Below are 22,457 nucleotides of genomic sequence, written 5' to 3'. Positions count from 1 at the left end.
GTTCTTTCGCTTGCCCCAGGGATTTGAATCGCACGTCTCCCCTCCCATCTCGATATTTAACCTTGCATTTCTGGATCTGAACTCCATAATTGCAAGGATGATACGCAGGCGAAAAACATTAGAACTCATTGAGCTCATCGATTCCAATCCGGCCGTCGCTTTGCTGGGACCTCGACAGGTAGGAAAGACAACGCTCGCATTGGAAATAGGCGAACAGCGGCCGTCGATCTATCTCGATCTGGAGTCGGACGCCGATCGAGCCAAGCTCTCCGAGCCGGAGCTCTACCTTTCCGGTCACGAGGATAAACTGGTTATTCTCGACGAGGTCCACCGCCTTCCGGACCTCTTCCAGGCTCTTCGTGGACTAATCGACAAGGGGCGGCGAAAGGGATTGCGCAGCGGCCGTTTCCTTTTGCTCGGCTCGGCCTCAATCGATCTCCTGAAACAGTCCGGCGAGAGCCTAGCTGGACGGATAGCATATTTGGAGCTTGCCCCAATTGACGGCCTCGAGGTCCACACAACTGAGCTCAATACGCTGTGGAACCGGGGTGGGTTTCCTGACAGTCTTCTGGCCAGGACAGATGCTGTTAGCCGGCGGTGGCGCCTTGATTTCATTCGAACGTACCTAGAACGGGACATTCCGCTTCTTGGACCAAGGATTGCTGCCGAAACGCTACGCCGATTCTGGACAATGCTCGCGCACCATCAATCCGGCCTTCTCAATGCGGCAGACTTCGCCCGCGCACTTGGCGTCGACGGAAAGACCGTTGCTTCCTATCTCGATCTCATGGTGGATCTGCTTCTGGTGCGTCGGCTCGAACCCTGGCACAACAATGCGGGCAAACGTCTGGTAAAGTCGCCGCGTGTGTACGTTCGCGACTCCGGGCTGCTCCACAGTCTACTTGGATTGACAACGCTCGAGGATATTCTCGGGCACCCGATCGCCGGCGCCAGTTGGGAAGGATTCGTGATCGAAACGCTTCATGCCGCTATGCCAGTGGGCGCACATGCGAACTTCTATCGTACCGCTGCCGGCGCCGAGGTCGACCTCATTGTCACTCTGCCCGGCGGGCGCCGTTGGGCAATCGAGATCAAGCGAAGTCTCACTCCGAAAGTGGAACGCGGCTTTCATTACGCCTGTCTGGAACTGAAGCCCGATCGCCGCATCGTCGTTTACCCAGGGTCCGAGGCCTATCCTCTCAACAACGAAATCGAGGTGCTGCCGTTGCGACAGCTTGGTGAGGAACTCACGCATCTTCAGCCTTGATAGCGAGCGCGTCCGGCTATTTTAGTGTGATTTCACCAGACCGGAGAAACCAGCGACAGCCAGAAGGCTGAGGGCCCAGCCGATGACGGACTGGAAGAAAAAATATCTCAAGGAGAACGTGCCGTTTGGTTTCATCGAATCCGGTCGCCAGTATTCCCTTTGACCGATGGACGCTACCGGCAGGAGTACATCCAGCGAATACATTGGCGCATTGAACTCCGGGTAGCTGGCCGCTTCCGGCTGATTGCGGAAGCAAGTGAGCTGGTCTTCCCCGACCGCGGCACGTCCAGCCAGGTCCTGTCCGGTTGATGGCATGTAGCGGATTTCGGTTCGCGGGAGATCACACATCGTCCATTCGGGGGAACGCAGAACGATGGGATTGTTCGGTTTCATCGCACCGTCGCGATAGGCGAATGCGAAGACACCCGTCCCGATCGCCCAAAAGAGCATCAGCCAGACCAGCACCAGCAGAGGCTGCCGCCCGTAACGAAGGGTGACGGCAAGCACACCGTCGACAATCGCCAGGCTTGCCCGCAAGATTGGATTTTTGGCACGCGCTCGGCGCGCACGCCGCTGCAGTCGTTCCTTGGCGATCAAGACCGCACGGGCATCCTCGTCATGGCCCATTTCCCGCAATACCATTGACAGATGCTCGTAGGGCTGCGGCCAGAAGTCCGCGTTCCACCGTTCTGGCGTCTGACGCGATAGCCAGTCGAGCCGGCTTGCCGCATCGGCTGGTCCTCCAATGAAAGCACCGTACCGGCAGCGGTTCAAAAGCAGGTCGCCAGTCTTGGGCCAGCTGCTCTGATCGTCATCGATAGCGCCGATCGTCGTCGCAGTGAGGTCGAGCGCACCCTCGACGGATGCACCTTGTCGCAGGAAGAATGCGCCGTCGATGATGGCGCGATTGAGCCGCAGCGCATTGCCGTCCGGCTGCGAAAGTGATGCGGAGGTGCAATTGACGTCACCTCCGAAGCGGGCACCGAGCAGGCGCGTTTCGCCGACGACGGTCGCCCCACGCAAGGCAAGGTCGCCCCCGGCCACGATCGCGTCTGCGTTCAATGCGACTTCGCCCGGGCGTTCGATCTGCGCGCCGACCGCATTGACGTCGCCCCCGAGGCGCGCCGCCGAAAGATTGATGCCGCCACGCACATTGGCGCCACGCAACAGGATGCCACCGCGTGTTTCCAATGCCTCGGCGTCGAACGCCATATCGCCGGGCGAAGCGATCGAAACACCATCAGCCTCAATGCTACCGCCAATCCGCGCGCCGGGAAGGCGGATTTCACCGGTAACAATCGCGCCGCGAAGCGAAATGACCCCCCGTGCCTCCAACCTGTCGGCCTGCAAGCCGGGCAGGGCCGAACCGTCCAGGAACAGATTGTCGATAACCGCCGAGCGCAGCACCGGCGAGGCGTCGAAGTGACAATCCTTGAGACCGATGTCGCGCGGTATCCGGCACCCCTCCAGGTCGAGAATGCCAATGATCCAGGCTCCGCTCAGCCTCAACCCCTTCTCATGCAAGCGATAGGCACCGTCGCCAAGGATGAGATAGCGCAACAGGTCCGCCCGCACCGTCCGCTCGGGATCTTCCTGTTCCGGCCGCAGACCGTCGCCCAATCGGTCGAAGTCTCCGAGCTGCAGATGTGCCACGACCTTCGTTTCTGCGGCGCTCAGCGGATGAAAATCGGCAAGGCTGGGTAGGACGGGAACATGAGATCCCGGCTGGGGCGCTTTCTGGTTCATGAAGCCGGCATCCGTCTGACACCGCGTGAAGATCTTGCTCGAACGCGGCTTTGCCGGAGTGGACATCTTCCGGGGCTGCAAATCAGTCGATCGACAGGCGAGGCATGGCAATTCATGACGATCGTTCTCCTCCACCATGGCGTTCGCGCCGTGAGCGACTATGCGCCTTGGCCGCAGGGTAAACGTGACCCAAGACATCGATCAAACTGTGGAGCTCCCGCAGGACCTCGGTCCCAACGATATCGGATCGTCGCTCGCTTGGAAACGCGCCGGGGCGGCTCTTTTCCAGCCCGGTTTCATGATTGATTTCGTCGTTTGGGCGGCGGGTCAAGAGATGACGCCGAAATGCGCCGAGGCTATCATCGGCATATAGGACCGGGAGCACAGTTTCTGGCCCTCAGAATGGTTGTCGTCACTTCAATCCTTGCTTCGCCTATACTTGACGGCCCTATATAAAGGGCGCTATCAATTCCGAACATCGAAAAAAATCAGGCGGTTCGGCCTCACCGGGATGACATCCCGCGTGGGGTTTTTTCGTTCATAGGTGCTTTTTGGACACTCGGACGGTTGTTCAGGTCGGCGTATTGTTTTCCCGCTCCGGTCCCTACGCGGATCTGGGTGAGCAGGGCTACGCTGGCACAATGGCTGGGATCGCCGCAGTCAATGCACGCACCGGCCTGCCGTTCCGGCTTGAGGCCAGTGTTGCCGATCCGAAGGGAAATACCGATCGCTATGCCGCGCTTGCCGCCGAGCTGGTGAGCGGTGGCGAGGTCCGACATATTGTCGGCTGCACGACATCCTGGAGCCGCAAAGAGGTCATCCCCGTCCTGGAAAAGACACAGGCACTCCTCTGGTACCCCTGCGTCTACGAGGGGTTCGAGGCGAACGAGAATGTTGTCTATGTCGGTGCCTGCGCCAACCAGCACATTCTACCGCTGCTGGAATTCGCCCTTCCTGCCTTCGGCCGCCGGGGTTTTCTCCTCGGCTCCAACTACATTTGGGGCTGGGAGACCTGCCGTATTGCTCGTGATGTGATCCTGCGTTCCGGTGGCGAGGTCCTCGGCGAAAGGCACGTTCCGCTCGGCGACGCCGATATCGACCGTATCATCGATGAAATTCATCGCAAGAAGCCGGATTTCATCCTTAATTCCCTCATCGGACCCTCATCCTATGCTTTCCTGCGCGCCTATCGCGCGCTCGGCGAGCGCGACGGCGATTTCGCGCCGGGCCGTCGCCCGGTGCTGAGCTGCAATCTCGGTGAGAACGAGATCGTCAAGATCATGCCCGCGGCCGAAGGGCACTACACCACAGCCACCTATTTCGAAACGCTGGAGACGCAGGAGAACGCGCGCTTTCTCGCGGGACTTCCAGAAGGGGCTCGCGCCGCCGGCATCTCGGCCTTCTTCGCGCAGGCCTATTCGGCGGTTCTGCTGATCGCTGCCGGGATCGAGGTCGCAGGCGAGGCGGCGGCACTCGATGTGCTCGAAGCGGTCAAGGCACGCGCGGTCGAAACGCCCTTCGGCCCGTTGCGGATCGACCCGGCCAACAACCACATTCACGTGGTCGCGCATGTCGCTCGGGCGACTGCCGGCGGCCGTTATGATATCGTCCGGCAAGGACGCGACGCGATCGCACCGGATCCCTTCCTCATCCGCTCGGCGCTTGCCGTTCCCGCAATCGAAACCGCGACGACTCCGTCCCGACCACAGCTGAGACTCGTCTAATGAACAATGGCTTCATGACGCCTTCCTTCGAAGGCCTAAGAGCGCTGATCCTGCACCGCCAACACGCCAATACCGAGGCGCTGGAACGCCAGTTCGCGCGCATCGGCGTCAGCGCCGTGACCGTCTGGCCGGAGCTTGCGGCCGAACAGTCGTTTCAGGATTTCGACGTGCTGATGTTCGACGCAGACATGGGCTATGATGAGCAGTTTCCCTGGAGCGCCGGCGAGGCGCCCATTCCAACGATCGCCCTGATCGGCAGCGAAGCGCCGGGACGGATCACCTGGGCCGTCAGCCACGGCGCCGACGCGCAGCTCCTGAAGCCGATCGGCAGTTCGGGCGTCTATAGCGCGCTGGTCATTGCCACGCATGCGTTTAAACGCCGCAAGTCGCTCTCAAGCGAAGTCGCAACGCTCTCCGAACGTCTGGCGAACCGGGAAAACCTTGCCGAGGCCACCGCGATCCTGATGGTGCGGGAGCGGCTGCCGGCCAACGCCGCCTATGCGCTGCTTCGCCGCCGCGCGATGGACGAACGCCGAACGATCGACGAGGTCGCTCAAATCATTCTGGAGAAAACCGGGTTGAACGAGGGCAAGCGCCGTGGCTGAGGTCGCCATCTCCGCCCCTGTCGCCCCGACACCCGGCGTCTTTCGCCGACTCCTGAAGCGCAAACTTGCCGTTTTCGGGCTGATCGTCATTGCGCTGATCGTTTTCGCCGCAGTGTTTGCGCCATGGATCGTTCCTTACAATCCGGATGAACAGTTCTTCGAAGGACTGACGCTCGAGGGCGCGCCGCTCGCGCCGAACGCGCAGTTCTGGTTCGGCACCGATCTGGTCGGCCGCGATCTCCTGAGCCGCATCATCTACGGCGCGCGAACCTCGCTGATCATTGGCGTCATCGCCAACGGCGTTTCCGTCCTCATCGGCTCGGCGGTCGGTATCACTGCCGGCTATTTCAAGGGCTGGGTGAGTACTGTGCTTATGCGTTTCACCGATCTGATGATGGCATTTCCGGCGCTGTTGCTTGCCATCGTGCTTGCGGCGATCTTCCGCCCGAGCCTCCTGATCGTTGCCATGGTGATCGCCATGGTCAACTGGGTGCAGATCGCCCGCGTGCTCTACACGGAAACGCGTTCGCTTGCCGAGCGGGATTTCGTAGAGGCCGAACGGGCGCTCGGAGCAGGGACTTTCCGCATCCTCACCCGCCACATTTTCCCGCATCTGGTATCGACCATCGTCGTCTATGCGACGCTCGGCATTGCAACGACGGTGCTGCTCGAGGCGACGCTCAGCTACCTCGGCATCGGCGTCCAGCCGCCGACGGCCTCCTGGGGCAACATCATTTTCGAGAACCAGACCTATTTCACCAGCGCGCCCTGGCTCGTCTTCATTCCGGGTTTTGCGATCATCTTGCTCGCGCTCGCGTTCAATCTCGTCGGCGATGCCCTGCGTGACATCCTCGACCCGACTCAGCAGGGGCACCACTGATGATCTCCTACGTCGCCCGCCGCCTGCTGCAATCGGCGCTCATTCTGGTCGGCATCAGTCTGGTCACCTTCGTGCTGCTTTACCTTTTGCCGGCCGATCCGGCCCGCCAGATCGCCGGGCGCAGCGCGACGCCGGAGACAGTGGAAAGCATCCGTCAACAACTCGGGCTCAACCTGCCATTCTACCAGCAGTATCTGCGCTACGCGACCGGACTGCTGCATGGCGATTTCGGCCGCTCCTACCTGCAGAAAACCGAGGTGGTAGAGCTGATCGCCTCGCGCCTGCCGGCAAGCCTGCTTCTGATGGCAGGGGCGATCACCTGCGAACTCATTCTCGGCATCGCCATGGGTCTCGTCTCGGCGCTGCGCCGTGGCTCGGGGCTCGACAACGGGCTGATGCTCCTTTCCTTCGTCGGCGTTTCGGCGCCGCAATTCGTTATCGGCATCCTGATGCTCTACGTTTTTTCCGTGCAGCTCGGCTGGTTTCCGATCGGCGGCTACGGCACCTTCGCGCATCTTGTGCTGCCCTCACTTACTCTCGGAGTGCTGGGAGCGGGCTGGTATGCGCGCATGATGCGTTCCTCGATGATCGACGTGCTGCGCCAGGATTTCATCCGCACGGCTCATTCCAAGGGGCTTGGCCGCGCCACGGTGATTTTCCGCCACGCGCTGCCCAACGCCATTCTGCCGGTAATCGCGATGATCGGCATCGACATCGGGATGTTCATGTCGGGCATCGTCGTGGTCGAAAGCGTATTCGGGTGGCCCGGTATCGGCCAGCTTGCCTGGCAGGCGATCCAGCGGGTGGACATTCCGATCATCATGGGAGTCACGCTGGTCTCGGCCCTGGCCATCGTCGTCGGCAATCTCATGGCGGACCTCATCGCCCCGATGATCGATCCGCGCATCAAGCTTCGCTGACGATCGTCGGCGGATAACGTGAACAGGTACAAAAAAACCAGAGGAGAATTGCAAATGCGTAAGACACTTCTTGCAGGCGTGGCGTTCTTTGCCATTGCCGCAGCGGGCATGACGGCGGTACACGCCGATGACATCAAGCAGGGCGGCCAGATGGTCGTGACCTACAAGGACGACGTGTCGACGCTCGATCCGGCCATCGGCTATGACTGGCAGAACTGGTCGATGATCAAGAGCCTGTTCGACGGTCTCATGGACTACGAACCCGGCACTTCCACACTTCGGAAAGATCTCGCCGAGGACTACACCATCTCCGACGACGGCAAGACCTTCACCTTCAAGCTGCGCAAGGGCGTGAAGTTCCACAACGGCCGCGAAATGACTGCCGAGGACGTGAAATACTCGCTGGACCGCGTCACCAACCCGGCGACCCAGAGCCCCGGCGCCGGCTTCTTTGGCTCGATCAAGGGCTTCGACAAGATGGCCGACGGTTCGGCCAAGTCGCTGGAGGGCGTCACTGTCGTTGATCCCTACACGATCAAGTTCGAACTGACCCGTCCGGACGCCACCTTCCTGCACGTCATGGCGATCAACTTCTCCTTTGTCGTCCCGAAGGAAGAAGTCGAAAAATGGGGCGCCGATTTCGGCAAGCATCCGGTCGGTACGGGCGCGTTCAAGCTGGGCGAGTGGACGCTCGGCCAGAAGCTCGTGTTCGAGCGCAACAAGGATTACTGGAACGCTGGCCTTCCGAAGCTCGACCAGATCACTTTTGAGGTTGGCCAGGAACCGGTTGTGGCACTTCTGCGCCTGCAGAAAGGTGAGGTCGACGTCGCCGGCGACGGCATTCCGCCGGCGAAATTCCTCGAGGTGAAGAACGACCCGACCTATGCCAAGCTGATTGTCGAGGGCGGTCAGCTGCACACCGGCTACGTCACCATGAAGACGACGATAAAGCCCTTCGACAACGTCAAGGTGCGTCAGGCCGTCAACATGGCGATCAACAAGGATCGCATCATCCGCATCATCAACGGCCGCGCCGTTCCGGCGAACCAGCCTCTGCCGCCGACCATGCCGGGCTTCGCCAAGGACTACGAAGGCTACAAGTACGACGTGGAGGGCGCCAAGAAGCTTTTGGCGGAAGCCGGTCTGGCGGACGGATTCGAAACCGAACTCTACGTCTACAACACCGACCCGCAGCCTCGCATCGCCCAGGCGATCCAACAGGATCTCGCCGCCATCGGCATCAAGGCTGAAATCAAGTCGTTGGCCCAGGCCAACGTCATTGCCGCCGGCGGTGAGCCGGACCAGGCGCCGATGGTCTGGTCGGGCGGCATGGCCTGGATCGCCGACTTCCCGGATCCGTCCAACTTCTACGGCCCGATCCTCGGCTGCTCGGGCGCGGTCAAGGGTGGTTGGAACTGGTCCTACTACTGCAACAAGGCACTGGAAGAGCGCGCGACCGCGGCCGATTCGATCACCGATCCGGCCAAGAAGGCTGAACGCGAGGAAGCCTGGCGGTCGATCTTCCTCGACATCATGAAGGATGCCCCGTGGGCACCAGTCTTCAACGAGCAGCGATTCACCATCCGCTCCGAGCGGCTCGGTGGTCCGGACGCGATTTTCGTCGATCCGGTCCACATCCCCATCAACTACGAGCAGGTTTACGCCAAAGATGTGCAATAACTGTAACTACACCATCCACGGCTTGCATCATCACTTCGGGTGGGATCGTTCGATCCCGCCCGTCGAGAAAGTCGCGCCGGGCTCGACAATCCGCTTCGAATGCATGGATAGCGGCAGCGGGCACTTCAATGCCAACAGCACCGCGGCCGATGTCGCGACGCTGGATTTCTCGAAGGTCAATCCGGTCACCGGTCCCGTCTATATCGACGGGGCCGAGCCCGGGGACGCGGTCAAGATCACCATCCACGAGTTCGAGCCTTCCGGCTTCGGTTGGACGGGGATCATTCCGGGTTTCGGACTTCTGGCGGATCAGTTCACCAGCCCGGCCCTGACGGTGTGGAAATACGATCCCGTCAGCATGGAGCCGGCTATGTTCGGCAAGAACGGCCGCGTGCCGTTGAAACCGTTCGCCGGCACGATCGGGCTGGCGCTGGCGGAAGAAGGGCGTCATTCGGTTGTTCCGCCGCGGCGGGTGGGGGGCAACCTCGACATTCGGGACCTGTCCTCCGGCTCTGTGCTTTACCTGCCGGTTGAAGTCGCTGGCGGCCTATTCTCGATCGGCGACACGCACGCTGCACAGGGCGATGGCGAGGTTTGCGGCACGGCGATCGAAAGCCAGATGAACCTCACGGTGACGCTGGATCTCGTCAAGGGCGCCAAGCTGTCCATGCCGCGCTTCACCACGCCCGGCCCGGTGACCCGTCATCTCGACGCCAAGGGCTACGAGGTGACGACCGGGATCGGAGCCGACCTGATGGATGGGGCCAAGGCCGCCGTTTCCAACATGGTCGATCTGCTCGGCAAGCTTTACAACCTCTCCGCCGACGACGCCTATATGCTCTGCTCGGTCTGCGGCGACCTGCGCATCAGCGAAATCGTCGACATGCCGAACTGGGTCGTGTCGTTCTACTTCCCGCGGATCGTGTTCGAATAAGCCATGCGGAGCCGCGTTTCAGACGCGGCTCCGCTTCTTTCACCCTTATTGATCGCAAGCCATGACGACGACGCAAAAGACATCCTCAGAACCGCTACTTTCTGTTCGCGATCTCGTGACACAGGTGGCGACCCCCTTGGGCGCGAAGACCGTCGTCGACGGCCTGAGTTTCGATCTCATGCGCGGCGAAACGCTGTGCATCGCCGGCGAAAGCGGTTCCGGCAAGTCGATGACGGCACTGTCGCTGATCCAGCTGCTGCCGAAGCCGATGGCACGGGTCGCTTCCGGCCTGGCGCTGTTCAAGGGCCGTGATGTCTTCGCGCTCGACGACGAGGGACTGCGCAAGCTACGCGGCAAGGAAATCGGAATGATCTTCCAGGAGCCGATGACCTCGCTCAATCCGGTGCTGACGATCGGGCGCCAGCTCGTCGAAGCGATCACGGCGCAACGGCCGATGAGCCATGCCGAAGCCATGGCCGAGGCCCTGCGGCTTCTGGAACAAGTGCAGATTTCAGACGCGGCACGGCGGTTAAGCCAATACCCGCATGAACTTTCAGGCGGCATGCGTCAACGTGTGATGATCGCGATCGCGCTGTCGCAAGGCCCCGATATCCTGATCGCCGACGAACCGACCACGGCGCTCGACGTAACCGTCCAGGCGCAAATCCTGAGCCTGATCCGACACCTGCAGAAGGAGCACGGAACGGCGGTGATCATGATCACCCACGACATGGGCGTCGTCGCGGAAATGGCCGACCATGTCCTGGTGATGAAGAATGGCAAAGCCGTGGAATACGGCACCGTGCACAATATCTTCGAAAAACCGGGCGCGCCCTACACGCAGATGCTGCTCGAGGCGGTTCCAACGCTCGGGGAAATGCACGGCATCGACACGCCGAAGCGTGCAAAGCCGATCCCAGCGGTGCCCGCTTCTGCCGCCACGGAGGCTGCGGCACGGACCGACGGAGCGCTGGTGGAGGTGAGGGATCTCACCGTCCGTTTCGACATCAAGGGCGGTATTCTCCAGCGTCCGGTGAGCCGCGTCCATGCGGTCGAGGGCCTGAGCTTCGAGATCGCGAAGGGCGAGACACTCTCGCTGGTCGGTGAAAGCGGCTGCGGCAAGTCGACGACCGGCAAGGCGCTGATGAACCTGATCCCGTGGACAGGCTCGATCCGGGTTGCGGGACAGGAGACGAGCGGACTCGGTCGCCGGGCGATGAAGCCGATCCTCCGCGACGTGCAGATGGTGTTCCAGGATCCCTATGCCTCGCTCGATCCGCGCTATCGCGTTGGCGATCTCGTGGCCGAGCCGTTGGTAATCCATGGGCTTGCCAAGGGCTCCGAGCTCGAGGACCGGGTGGAGTACTTGTTCCGCCGGGTTGGCCTGTCGCCGGATCAGATCAATCGCTATCCGCACGAATTTTCCGGCGGCCAGCGCCAGCGCATCTCGATCGCGCGCGCCTTGTCGCTGTCACCGAAGGTCATCATCGCGGACGAAAGCGTCTCGGCGCTCGACGTATCGATCCAGGCACAGGTTCTTGATCTACTGCAGGATATCCAGAACGAGACCGGCATCGCCTATCTGTTCATCTCCCACGACATGGCCGTGGTCGAACAGATCAGTCACCGCGTCGCGGTGATGTATATGGGCCAGTTCGTGGAAGTGGGAACCCGCCGGCAGATCTTCGAAAACCCGCGGCACAGCTATACGCGCCAGCTGCTCAGCGCCGTGCCGGTTCCGGATCCACGCCGAGAGCGCCGACTTTACGACGCAGCGGCGCGCGAGATCAAAAGCCCGATCCGGCCGCTCGGATACCAGCCGGTCTACAATCAGCTGACGGACATCGGCGATCGGCATCTGGTCGCGGCGGCCTGAGGCGATCACGGGCAGGGGACGGTGTTGCCCGCATTGCTGGGCGTGCGCCCACTGTGGTCACGAGGGATATCGAGTGGCGCACCTCACTCCAATGACCCTCCGCGACGACGTAACCGAAGATTTTGAGTGGGGGAGCGATCATGGATTGCGGCTCTCACTCCAGACCGGCCGCCGCGGCGACTTGCTAGACCGTCTTCAGATCCCCGAGCAATGTCGGAATGAGTTCTGACACGGTTGGATGGATCGGCACCGCCCATTTCAGCACCGGATAGGGCGCCTTGGCATTCATCGCGTCGATGAAACCGTGGATCGCCTCGTCACCTTCGATCCCGAGGATTGCAGCACCCAGGATCTGCTGCGTTTCGGCATCGGCGATCACCTTCATGAAGCCCTTGGTCTCGGCGCGCTCGTTGGCGCGGCCAACACGGCTCATCGGCCGTGTGGAGATCATGATGGTGCGGCCCGACGCCCGTGCTTCCTTCTCGGTCATCCCGACGCGACCGAGCGGCGGGTCGATATAGAGCGCATAAGCAGGAATGCGATCGCTGACCTTGCGATCCTCGCCGTCGAGAAGGTTCGCGGCAGCGATCTCGAAGTCATTGTAGGATGTGTGGGTGAAGGCGCCTCGGCCATTGCAATCGCCGAGCGCGAAGATCCCCTCGACATTGGTGGCAAGCTTGTCGTCAACGATGATGTAACCGCGCCGGTCGGTGGCGACGCCTGCCTTGTCAAGACCGAGGTCGTCGGTGTTCGGCGTGCGCCCGGTGGCAACCAGCACGTGGCTCGCCTCAATGGCCGGCTGACCATTGCCGATGCTGACGCTGATGCCGTTGGCCGTATTGGCAAATCCGATCCCGTCGGCATCCGTATGTACGGCAATGTCTTCCGAGCGCAGGATGTCAGCGATCGCGTCTGAAATGTCGGCATCCTCACGCGAAGCAAGCTTCGGCCCGCGCTCGATCACCGTCACCTCAGCGCCGAACCGGCGATACATCTGCGCGAACTCAAGCCCGATATAGCTGCCGCCGATGACAGCAAGGTGCCTTGGAAGACGGTCGAGATGGATGATCGAGGTGCTTGTCAGGTAGTCTATGCTGCCAATCCCGGGCATATCGGGAATGGTCGGCCGCGCGCCGACATTCAGGAAGATCTTTGGGGCCGTCAGGATCTCGCCGTTGACGGTCACGCTATGGGCGTCCTGGAAGCGGGCATGCCCATAGATGACGGTCATGCCGTCCATTCCGGCGAACCAGTTGATCAGGCCGTTGCGGGCGTTCATCGTCACGGTTTCGGCACGCTTGCGCACGACAGTCATGTCGATACCCACGCCACCTGGAAGCACCACGCCGAAGTCCGCGCCGCGCCGCGCCATGTGGGCGGCACGGGCACTTGCCACCAGCGTCTTGGTGGGCATGCAGCCGGCATTGACACAGGTGCCGCCCAGGAACTTGCGTTCGATCAACGCCACCTTCATGCCCTTCGCGACCATGCGCGCGGCGAGGAAGGGACCGGATTGGCCGGCCCCGATGACGATGGCGTCGAAACTGGGCATCACACTGCTCCCACGATGATGAGCGCGCCGATGATCGCAACCGCATCCTCGATCAGCGCTGCCGGTGTATCCTTGCCGAAGGCGGCGGCGAGTTTACCACGAGCCGCCGCTCCACCGAACGTGCCAATCGCTGCGCCAACGACGCCCGCAATCAGTCCACCAATGAGTGAGACGCCGGTAACACCGATCGTGGCGCCCGCCAGCCCGCCCATGATCAAGCGGGCGGCAAATTGCATCGGAACCTTACGGGACGGGGTCGAGGGCAGCTGGTCGGTGATCAGCTCGACCACAGCGAGCAGGGTGAACACCCATGGGGCCCAACGGTATCCCATGAAGGCAAGCGGCGTCTGCGAAACGTCAAGCCAGCCGAGAGCAGCGGCCCAGGCAACGGCGGCAGGCGCCGTCATGGCCCTGAGACCCGCGATAATTCCAATCAGAAATGCAAGAAGCAAAAGCATGTGCAATCCCCATGCCGCGCACAATCCAAGCGCGGTCATGGGAAGCTTGCACATTGTCGCACAGGTTTCAATTTGCGCGATGGTTTACTTGTTTCAATTGGCGAAGGCGGCTATGCCCGTGACGGCGCGGCCGAGGATAAGGGCGTGGACGTCGTGGGTCCCCTCATAGGTGTTGACCACCTCGAGGTTGACGAGATGGCGGGCAATGCCGAACTCGTCGGAAATGCCATTGCCGCCGAGCATGTCGCGCGCCAGCCTTGCGATGTCGAGGGCCTTGCCACAGGAATTGCGCTTGACGATGGAGGTCAGTTCCACGGGCGGGTGCCCGTCCTCCTTCATGCGGCCGAGCCGGATGCAGCCCTGCAGGCCGAGCGCGATTTCGGTCACCATGTCGGCGAGCTTCTTCTGGATGAGCTGGTTGGCAGCCAGCGGCCGGCCGAACTGCTTGCGGTCGAGCACATATTGACGTGCCCTGGCATAGCAGTCCTCGGCAGCGCCGAGCGCCCCCCAGGCAATGCCGAAGCGGGCCGAGTTCAGGCAGGTGAACGGGCCCTTGAGGCCCGAGACGTTGGGCAGCAGGTTCTCCTCCGGTACGAACACCTCATCCATCACCACCTCACCGGTGATCGAGGCGCGCAGGCCGACCTTGCCGTGGATCGCCGGCGCCGACAGGCCCTTCCAGCCCTTCTCGAGGATGAAGCCACGTATGACGCCGTCTTCGGTCTTGGCCCAGACGACAAATACGTCGGCGATCGGGGCATTGGAAATCCAGGTCTTGGCGCCGGTCAGGCTGTAGCCGCCATTTACCTTTTTCGCCCGCGTCACCATCGAGCCCGGATCTGAGCCGTGGTTGGGTTCGGTGAGGCCAAAGCAGCCGATCCACTCGCCGGTCGCAAGCTTCGGCAGGTACTTCTGCTTCTGCGCCTCGGAGCCGAAGGCGTCGATCGGCACCATGACGAGGGACGACTGCACGCTCATCATCGAGCGGTAGCCGCTGTCGACGCGCTCAACCTCGCGGGCAATCAGACCGTAAGCGACGTAGCCCAGGCCGGCGCCACCATATTCCGGCGCGATCGTCGGCCCGAGCAGTCCGAGTTCGCCCATTTCGCGAAAGATCTCCGGATCGGTCTTCTCGTGACGGAAGGCTTCGAGCACGCGCGGCGCCAGCTTGTCCTGTGCATAAGCCTGCGCCGTCTCCTGCACCATGCGCTCCTCGTCGGTCAGCTGCTCGACAAGGCGAAACGGATCGGCCCAATCAAAGATCTCGCGGGTATGCTGCATGGTCACTTCTCCTCATTTACCTGCTGGCACCAACATCCTTCGGGCATAGACCCGGCCGTCGAATGGGTCAACTCGCCAAGAACACTGCTCGGTGGCGCCTTATCGCTTCACCCAGGGCGGAATGAACCTGACGTCCTCGCCGGTCACCGCCTCGCGCAGGAAATCGATTACCGCACGCACCCGCGGCGACTGGCGAAGATCGCGATGGCAGGTGATCCAGTAGTGCCGCCTGAGATCGACCTCTTCAGGCAGAACCCGCTCGAGTTCGGGGTAGCGACTTGCGAAGAAATAGGGAAGCACGCAAAGCCCAAGACCGTTTCTGGTCGCCGTCAGCTGCGCAAAGATGCTCGAGCTCTGGAACTGCGGCTTGATGCGCGGATGCACGTCGCCAAGATAGTCGAGGCCAGGGGCGAAGATCATTTCCTCTATGTAGCTGATGAACGGGTGCCCCAGGAGGTCGTCGCGGCAGGTGATGGGCGCGCTTCGGTGCAGATAGTCCCGCGAGCCATAGACCTGAAGGTGGTAGTCGGTGAGCTTGTCGGAGAAATACGGTCCGCCCTTCGGCTCATCGAGAACGACGGTGATATCGGCCTCCTTGCGCGACAGCGACATGATCTGCTGGATCGTCACAAGTTCGAGCGACAAATTCGGATGCCGGGCGACGAACTGCGGCAACACACGCGCGAAGAAGAAATTGGAGAAGCCCTCGGGCGCACTGAGGCGTACCACGCCGCGTTGGGTCGTTGCGCCGTCGGTGAGGTCGGCGCGCAACCGTTCGGTCTCCTGCTCCATCTTCTCGGCGGTTTCGACGAAGCGGGCGCCCATCGCCGTCATCACATAGCCGCGAGGGTTGCGTTCGAAGAGCTTGACCTTGAGCGCAAACTCCAGCCGGTCGATGCGGCGCGACACGGTGGCGTGGCTGGTGCGCAATTGCCGCGCCGCCGTCGACAGCTGTCCGGTGCGGGCAACCGCGAGAAAGAACTGCAGGTCATCCCAGGTAAATTGCGGCGGATTGTTCATTCGGATCCCCCAAATCGGCGCTTGCATCATCCAGCCGTTCGATATTGGTCTTTCGTCTAATGCGCCCCGGCCTGCACGTCGTCGTCGTCCGCCCTAGGTTCCAACGAAAGCGCCCTAACGATCTGCATTCATTGGGGAACCGCGACAGACCAATAGTTCTGTTCAAAAACGAACAGATACTGTTTGGAATTAGTTGTAAAGCGGCCTTGCCTGATTGGTGCAATTCCGTGATCGTGGGGCATGCGCTGGCGGCCTTGAGGAGGGCGGCTGGCCAAATTTGAACAGATCCGCATTCTGGCCAATCTCTGGGAGGAGAGACATATGCGAAAGAATCTCATTGCGTCGCTGGCATTCCTGCTTGCAAGCAGCACTGCCGTGCTCGCCGATGGTGCATCCGACGGCAAGGTGAAGATCGGCATCCTGAACGACCAGTCCGGCGTCTACGCTGATTTCGGCGGCAAGTCCTCCGTCGAGGCGGCCAAGATGGCGGTCGAGGATTTCGGCGGCAAGGTGCTTGGCGTGCCGGTGGAGATTGTCGACGCCGACCACCAGAACAAGCCTGACATCGCCTCCAACATTGCCCGCCAGTGGTACGACACGGAGCAAGTGGACGCGATCATGGAATTGACCACCTCGTCAGTGGCGCTCGCGGTTCAGGCGATCGGGAAGGAAAAGAAGAAGATCAACATCGTCACCGGGGCCGCGACCACGGATCTCACCGGGAAGGCCTGTTCGCCCTACGGCTTCCACTGGGCCTATGACACGCATGCGCTTGCCGTCGGCACTGGCGGTGCGCTTGTCAAGCAAGGCGGCGACAGCTGGTTCTTCCTGACGGCCGACTACGCGTTCGGCTACTCCCTGGAGCAGCAGACGAGCGATTTCGTCAAGTCCGCCGGCGGCAAGGTCGTCGGTTCTGTCCGCCATCCCCTGTCGAACCAGGATTTCTCGTCCTTCCTGCTGCAGGCACAATCCTCCGGCGCCAAGGTGATCGGCCTTGCCAATGCCGGCCTTGATACGTCCAACGCCATCAAGCAGGCTGCCGAGTTCGGCATCACTCAGGGTGGCCAGCATCTGGCGGCACTGCTCTTCACGCTGGCCGAAGTTCACGGCCTGGGGCTCGAGGCAGCGCAAGGCCTGACGCTAACGGAAGGCTATTACTGGAACCTCGACGACAAGAGCCGCGAATTCGGCAAGAAGTTCTTCGCCCGCACCGGCAAGATGCCGAACATGATCCACGCCGGTACCTATTCGGCCGTGCTCCAGTATCTCAAGGCGATCGACAAGGCCGGCACCGACGACACCGAGGCCGTTGCCAAGCAGCTGCACGAACTGCCCGTCGACGACGTCTTCGCTCGCGGTGGCACCGTCGGCCCGAATGGCCGCATGATCCACGACATGTACCTGCTGCAGGTCAAGAAGCCGGCCGACAGCAAGGAACCGTGGGACTACTTCAACGTTCTCGCGACCATTCCGGGCAAGGAAGCCTATATCGATCCCGCCAAGAGCGGCTGCGCCCTGGTGAACTAGGCGATGGCGGTTTCCGCGACCCAATCGAACGCTATGCCGCGGGTGGTCCTTTCCGCTCGCGGCCTGCGTCGTGACTTCGGCGGCTTCACTGCCGTCAAGAATGTTGATCTCGACGTCCATGACGCGAGCGTGCATGCCCTGATCGGCCCCAACGGCGCGGGAAAGACGACGGTGTTCAACCTGCTGACGAAGTTCCTGCAGCCGACATCGGGCACCATCACGCTGATGGGGACTGATATCACCAGAACGGCACCCGACAAGGTGGCGCGCATGGGGTTGGTGCGATCATTCCAGATCTCGGCCGTGTTTCCACATCTCAGCGTTCTCGACAATGTGCGGGTGGCGCTGCAACGGCCCAACAAGCTGTCAACGCAATTCTGGCGCCCACTATCAGCACTCGACGCATTGAACGATCGCGCCGAACAGCTGCTTGCGAAGGTCGGCCTCTTCAAGGAGCGCGACGCCATCGCCGCCGATCTTTCCTATGGCCGCAAGCGTGTCCTCGAGATCGCAACGACCTTGGCACTTGATCCAAGAGTGCTCCTTCTCGACGAACCGATGGCCGGCATGGGGCACGAGGATGTCGGCGTCGTCTCCGCTCTGATCCGCGAGGTGGCGCGCGACCGCGCCGTCCTGATGGTCGAGCACAATCTGTCCGTCGTCGCCAACATCTGCCAGCATGTGACCGTGCTGCAGCGTGGCGAAATCCTTGCCGAAGGCGACTATGCGACCGTCAGCGGCGATGAGCGGGTTCGCCAGGCCTACATGGGCTCGGAGGAGGGCTGATGGCGACACTTCTGGACGTCCAGGGGCTCAACGCCTGGTACGGCGAAAGCCACATCCTGCACGGTGTCGACATGCGGGTCGGCGAGGGTGAGACAGTCACCATTCTTGGCCGCAACGGCGTCGGAAAGACGACGACGCTGCGCACCATCACCGGCATCGTCCGCACCCGCAAGGGCAAGCTGACATTCGCAGGTAAGGACATGATGCAGGTGCCGTTACACAAGACGGCGCATCGCGGTATCGGCTTCGTGCCGGAGGAGCGCGGCATATTCTCGACGTTGACGGTGTCCGAGAATCTGATGCTGCCGCCAGTCGTTGCCTCGGGCGGCATGACGGTCGAGGAGATCTACGAGCTGTTTCCAAATCTTTACGAGCGCCGCAACAGTGCGGGCACGAAGCTGTCGGGCGGTGAACAGCAAATGCTTGCAATCGCCCGCATTTTGCGCACCGGTGTTCGCATGCTCTTGCTCGACGAACCCACGGAGGGGCTGGCGCCCGTCATCGTCCAGCGCATCGGCGAAGTGCTGAGGCAATTGAAGGAGCGGGGCATGACGATCCTGCTTGTCGAGCAGAATTTCCGTTTCGCTAGCCGGATCGCCGATCGCTTCTATCTTATGGATCACGGGCAGATGGTTTCGGAGTTCCCGGTGGGCGAGTTGCCCCAGCGGATGGATACGCTGCACAAGGTTCTGGGAGTGTGATCTGAATGACAATGATCTTCGGCATTCCCCTGCAGGCGTTCATGGGCCAGTTGCTGATCGGTCTGATCAACGGCTCATTCTACGCGCTCTTGAGCCTCGGGCTCGCCATCATCTTCGGCCTGTTGCGCGTCATCAATTTCGCGCACGGCGCGCAATACATGCTCGGCGCCTTCGCCGCCTACCTTCTGCTTGCCTATGCCGGCATTGGTTACTGGCCATCGCTAATCCTTGCCCCCGTGATCGTCGGATTGGCCGGCGCGGTGATCGAACGTTTGTTCCTCCGTCGGCTCTATGATCTGGACCCACTCTACGGACTGCTCTTCACATTCGGTCTGGCCCTGACGGTCGAAGGCACCTTCCGTTACCTCTACGGCTCATCCGGCCAACCCTACGCGCAACCCGCTGCCCTCGCCGGCGCCGTCAATCTCGGCTTCGTGTTCCTGCCGATCTATCGCGGCTGGGTGGTCGTCGTGTCGCTTGTGGTCTGCCTCGGCACCTGGCTCCTGATCGAGAAGACAAAGCTCGGCGCCTATCTCAGGGCCGCCACCGAGAATGCAACGCTCGTCCAGGCATTTGGCGTCAACGTGCCGGTTCTCCTGACATTGACCTACGCACTTGGAGCCGGTCTTGCGGCCTTTGCGGGTGTACTGGCCGCGCCGATCTATCAGGTGTCGCCGTTGATGGGCTCCAGCATGATCATCGTCGTGTTCGCCGTCGTCGTGGTTGGTGGCATGGGCTCGATCATGGGCGCGATCATCACCGGTTATGTACTCGGCATCGCGGAAGGCCTGACCAAGGTCTTCTATCCGGAGGCGTCCAACATCGTGATCTTCGTCATCATGGCAATCGTTCTTCTCATCAGGCCCGCGGGCCTCTTCGGCCGGGATGCATGACGATGACAGAGATCACCGAAACCATCCGTCCGGAAAAAAGCCGCACCGCGCTATCGGTACAGGCGGCATTCCTGATCATCGGCCTGCTGCTCCTGCTATTGGCGCCGTTCTTCTTCTACCCGATTTTCCTGATGAAGCTTTTGTGCTTTGCGCTGTTTGCCTGCGCCTTCAACCTGCTGCTCGGCTATACCGGCCTTCTGTCGTTCGGTCATGCGACCTTCTTCGGCGGGGCTGCCTATTTTACCGCCCATGCCGTGAAGGAATGGGGGTTTTCGCCGGAACTCGGCATCCTGGTCGGCGTCGCAGGTGCTGCCATCCTCGGCCTGGTCATGGGTTTCTTCGCGATCCGCCGTCAGGGTATTTATTTCGCGATGATTACGCTTGCCCTCTCGCAAATGTTCTTCTTCTTCTGCCTGCAAGCGGCGTTCACGCATGGCGAGGACGGTATCCAGTCCGTGCCGCGCGGTCATCTGTTCGGCGTCCTCGATCTCAGTAGTTCGACCAACATGTATTATTTCGTGCTGGCCGTTTTCGTCGTCGGCATCCTGATTATCTGGCGCTTCATCAATTCGCCGTTCGGCATGATCCTGAAATCGATCCGCGAGAACGAGCAGCGGGCGATATCGCTCGGTTATTCCGTCGCGCGCTACAAGCTGGGCGCCTTCGTTATGTCGGCGGCACTCGCGGGCCTGGCCGGGGCAGTAAAATCCCTCGTCTTCCAGTTCGCGACCTTGACCGATGTCGCCTGGCAGATGTCTGGCGAGGTGATCCTGATGACCCTGCTTGGCGGTATTGGTACCCTGATCGGTCCGCTGTTTGGCGCGGGCCTTGTCGTCACGCTGGAAAACTACCTTGCAACATCGGAATTCCCGGTGACGATCATCACAGGTGTGGTGTTCATGGTTTGCGTGCTGATCTTCCGCCGCGGCATCATCGGCGAGTTTTATGCGTCGCGTCTCGGTCGGAAGCTTGGCTTCGTCTACCGCCGCTAACCTGCGGGGTGGCATTTGCATGGATCGCTTCGACTACATCATCATTGGTGCCGGCAGCGCCGGCTGCGTTCTCGCCAACCGGCTGTCCGAGGATCACAACACGCGCGTTCTGCTGCTGGAGGCCGGTGGCAGCGACAATTACCACTGGATCCATATTCCTGTCGGCTATCTCTATTGCATCAACAACCCGCGCACCGATTGGTGCTTCACGACGGTTCCGCAGCAGGGATTGAACGGGCGCGCCCTCAATTATCCGCGCGGCAAGGTGCTCGGCGGCTCATCCTCGATAAACGGCATGATCTACATGCGCGGCCAGGCACGCGACTATGATCTCTGGCGGCAGATGGGATGCTCGGGCTGGGGCTGGGACGACGTGCTTCCGTTCTTCCGCAAATCGGAGGACTACTATCGCGGCGAGACCGAGATGCATGGAACAGGCGGCGAGTGGCGGGTGGAAAAAGCCCGCGTTCGCTGGGCGGTACTCGATGCGTTCCAGGCCGCCGCCAGGGAAGCCGGCATTCCGGAAACGCCCGACTTCAACACCGGCGACAACGAGGGATCAGGCTACTTCGACGTCAACCAGCGGTCCGGCATCCGCTGGAATACGACCAAGGCCTTCCTGCGCCCGGCCATGCGGCGAGGCAATCTGACGGTTCTGACGAAGGCGCAGGCGCGCCGGCTGCTGATCGAGGATGGCGCTGTCACGGGCGTCGATTATCAGCATGCGGGCACCACGAAGCGCGCCTACGCGACGAGGGAAACGATCCTCGCGGCGGGCGCGATCGGTTCGCCACACATCCTGGAGCTGTCCGGTCTGGGCCAAGGAGAGGTGCTGAAAAGCGCGGGCGTGGAGGTCATTGCCGAGGTAAAAGGCATCGGCGAGAACCTCCAGGACCACCTGCAGCTTCGTATGGTCTACAAGGTCACCGGCGTTGCGACGCTGAACGAGAAGGCAACAAGGTTCATCGGCAAGGCTCAGATCGGCCTGGAATATCTGATCAGACGTTCAGGGCCGATGGCAATGGCGCCAAGCCAGCTTGGCATCTTCACCCGCTCCGGCCCCGACAAGGAGACACCGGACCTTCAATACCATGTGCAGCCGGTGTCGCTCGACAAGTTCGGCGATCCAGTTCACCCTTTTCCTGCCATCACCGCGAGCGTCTGTAACCTCAGACCCGAAAGTCGCGGTTCGGTCCATGTGGCGAGCCCGGATTTTGCTCTCCAGCCGACGATCAGTCCGAACTATCTCTCGACCGAACGAGATCGCGACATAGCTATTCGCGCGATACGCATGACACGGAAGATCGTCGCGCAGCCGTCCTTTGCGCGGTTCCGGCCCGAGGAGTTCAGGCCTGGCCCGAATTACCAAAGGGACGCGGAACTGGCGCAGGCAGCCGGGGATATTGGCACGACGATTTTCCACCCTGTCGGAACATGCCGGATGGGTTCCGATCGCGAAAGTGTCGTCGATCCTCGCCTCAGGTTCCGGGCGTTGGCGAAGCTCCGGATTGCAGACGCCTCCGTGATGCCGGCCATCACGTCGGGCAATACCAATTCGCCGACGATCATGATCGCCGAAAAGGCAGCTGCGATGATCCTGGCGGACAACAGATAG

At 61.4% G+C, this 22,457-nt stretch carries 19 protein-coding genes; 14 read left to right on the top strand and 5 right to left on the bottom strand.

Going from position 1 to position 22,457, the window contains the following annotated elements; all coding sequences use genetic code 11:
- Positions 1–97: 97 nt before the first annotated feature.
- Complete coding sequence (locus AF71_RS03820; protein WP_169680030.1) at positions 98–1,267, top strand: ATP-binding protein; 1,170 nt, start codon at positions 98–100, stop codon at positions 1,265–1,267.
- 21 nt (positions 1,268–1,288) lie between these two features.
- Here AF71_RS03820 and AF71_RS03815 read toward each other — a convergent pair whose 3' ends face one another.
- On the bottom strand, positions 1,289–3,013 hold the full coding sequence (locus tag AF71_RS03815; RefSeq protein WP_169680027.1) for a hypothetical protein: 1,725 nt from the start codon (positions 3,011–3,013) through the stop codon (positions 1,289–1,291).
- Between the two features lie 551 nt (positions 3,014–3,564).
- On the opposite strand from AF71_RS03815, the gene AF71_RS03810 reads away from it, so the two are divergent.
- From AF71_RS03810 to AF71_RS03780, 7 genes are all read left to right on the top strand, one after another.
- The gene (locus AF71_RS03810) at positions 3,565–4,737 is read left to right on the top strand and encodes a transporter substrate-binding protein (RefSeq protein ID WP_281412435.1); all 1,173 of its coding nucleotides are present in this window, start codon (positions 3,565–3,567) and stop codon (positions 4,735–4,737) included.
- Positions 4,737–5,342, top strand: coding sequence for an ANTAR domain-containing protein (locus AF71_RS03805; RefSeq protein ID WP_018855453.1), 606 nt, complete (start codon positions 4,737–4,739; stop codon positions 5,340–5,342). The genes AF71_RS03810 and AF71_RS03805 overlap by 1 nt, the downstream gene beginning before the upstream one ends.
- Entirely contained in the window at positions 5,335–6,222 is an 888-nt protein-coding gene (locus tag AF71_RS03800; RefSeq protein ID WP_169680024.1) for an ABC transporter permease, read from the top strand. Before AF71_RS03805 ends, AF71_RS03800 begins: the two co-directional genes overlap by 8 nt.
- Positions 6,222–7,142 (top strand): ABC transporter permease, encoded by a 921-nt coding sequence (locus tag AF71_RS03795; RefSeq protein ID WP_169680022.1) that lies wholly within the window; start codon positions 6,222–6,224, stop codon positions 7,140–7,142. Before AF71_RS03800 ends, AF71_RS03795 begins: the two co-directional genes overlap by 1 nt.
- A gap of 54 nt (positions 7,143–7,196) precedes the next feature.
- Positions 7,197–8,822, top strand: a complete 1,626-nt coding sequence (locus tag AF71_RS03790) for an ABC transporter substrate-binding protein (protein ID WP_169680021.1) — start codon at positions 7,197–7,199, stop codon at positions 8,820–8,822.
- Positions 8,812–9,756, top strand: coding sequence for an acetamidase/formamidase family protein (locus AF71_RS03785; protein ID WP_169680019.1), 945 nt, complete (start codon positions 8,812–8,814; stop codon positions 9,754–9,756). The genes AF71_RS03790 and AF71_RS03785 overlap by 11 nt, the downstream gene beginning before the upstream one ends.
- A 61-nt stretch (positions 9,757–9,817) precedes the next feature.
- Positions 9,818–11,632: an ABC transporter ATP-binding protein gene (locus tag AF71_RS03780; protein ID WP_169680017.1), complete on the top strand. Its 1,815-nt coding sequence runs from the start codon at positions 9,818–9,820 to the stop codon at positions 11,630–11,632.
- A 184-nt stretch (positions 11,633–11,816) separates the two neighbouring features.
- Here AF71_RS03780 and AF71_RS03775 read toward each other — a convergent pair whose 3' ends face one another.
- The 4 genes from AF71_RS03775 to AF71_RS03760 all read right to left on the bottom strand — a co-directional run bounded on the left by AF71_RS03775 (position 11,817) and on the right by AF71_RS03760 (position 15,943).
- The gene (locus AF71_RS03775; protein ID WP_169680015.1) at positions 11,817–13,184 is read right to left on the bottom strand and encodes an FAD-containing oxidoreductase; all 1,368 of its coding nucleotides are present in this window, start codon (positions 13,182–13,184) and stop codon (positions 11,817–11,819) included.
- Positions 13,184–13,642: a membrane protein gene (locus AF71_RS03770; RefSeq protein WP_018855460.1), complete on the bottom strand. Its 459-nt coding sequence runs from the start codon at positions 13,640–13,642 to the stop codon at positions 13,184–13,186. Before AF71_RS03770 ends, AF71_RS03775 begins: the two co-directional genes overlap by 1 nt.
- A gap of 93 nt (positions 13,643–13,735) precedes the next feature.
- Entirely contained in the window at positions 13,736–14,923 is a 1,188-nt protein-coding gene (locus AF71_RS03765) for an acyl-CoA dehydrogenase (RefSeq protein ID WP_169680013.1), read from the bottom strand.
- Positions 14,924–15,022: 99 nt separating this feature from the next.
- A complete protein-coding gene (locus AF71_RS03760; RefSeq protein WP_113113108.1) occupies positions 15,023–15,943 on the bottom strand; it encodes a LysR family transcriptional regulator in 921 nt (306 codons plus the stop codon).
- 321 nt (positions 15,944–16,264) lie between these two features.
- Here AF71_RS03760 and AF71_RS03755 point away from each other — a divergent pair, with 321 nt between their 5' ends.
- Genes AF71_RS03755 through AF71_RS03730 form a run of 6 tightly spaced genes read left to right on the top strand, consistent with a single transcriptional unit; the run spans position 16,265 to position 22,457 of the window.
- Complete coding sequence (locus AF71_RS03755) at positions 16,265–17,470, top strand: ABC transporter substrate-binding protein (RefSeq protein WP_169680011.1); 1,206 nt, start codon at positions 16,265–16,267, stop codon at positions 17,468–17,470.
- 3 nt (positions 17,471–17,473) lie between these two features.
- On the top strand, positions 17,474–18,256 hold the full coding sequence (locus AF71_RS03750) for an ABC transporter ATP-binding protein (protein WP_169680009.1): 783 nt from the start codon (positions 17,474–17,476) through the stop codon (positions 18,254–18,256).
- Positions 18,256–18,957 (top strand): ABC transporter ATP-binding protein, encoded by a 702-nt coding sequence (locus AF71_RS03745; protein ID WP_169680007.1) that lies wholly within the window; start codon positions 18,256–18,258, stop codon positions 18,955–18,957. Before AF71_RS03750 ends, AF71_RS03745 begins: the two co-directional genes overlap by 1 nt.
- 5 nt (positions 18,958–18,962) lie before the next feature.
- A complete protein-coding gene (locus AF71_RS03740; RefSeq protein WP_169680005.1) occupies positions 18,963–19,850 on the top strand; it encodes a branched-chain amino acid ABC transporter permease in 888 nt (295 codons plus the stop codon).
- A 2-nt stretch (positions 19,851–19,852) separates the two neighbouring features.
- Complete coding sequence (locus AF71_RS03735) at positions 19,853–20,842, top strand: branched-chain amino acid ABC transporter permease (protein WP_169680004.1); 990 nt, start codon at positions 19,853–19,855, stop codon at positions 20,840–20,842.
- A gap of 19 nt (positions 20,843–20,861) precedes the next feature.
- The gene (locus tag AF71_RS03730; RefSeq protein ID WP_169680002.1) at positions 20,862–22,457 is read left to right on the top strand and encodes an FAD-dependent oxidoreductase; all 1,596 of its coding nucleotides are present in this window, start codon (positions 20,862–20,864) and stop codon (positions 22,455–22,457) included.

Source organism: Rhizobium sp. 57MFTsu3.2 (assembly GCF_012932765.1).
GTDB classification, from domain to species: Bacteria; Pseudomonadota; Alphaproteobacteria; order Rhizobiales; family Rhizobiaceae; genus Rhizobium; species Rhizobium altiplani.
Note: the sequence above shows the minus strand (reverse complement) of the source record. Positions and strands in the feature narration are given on the sequence as shown.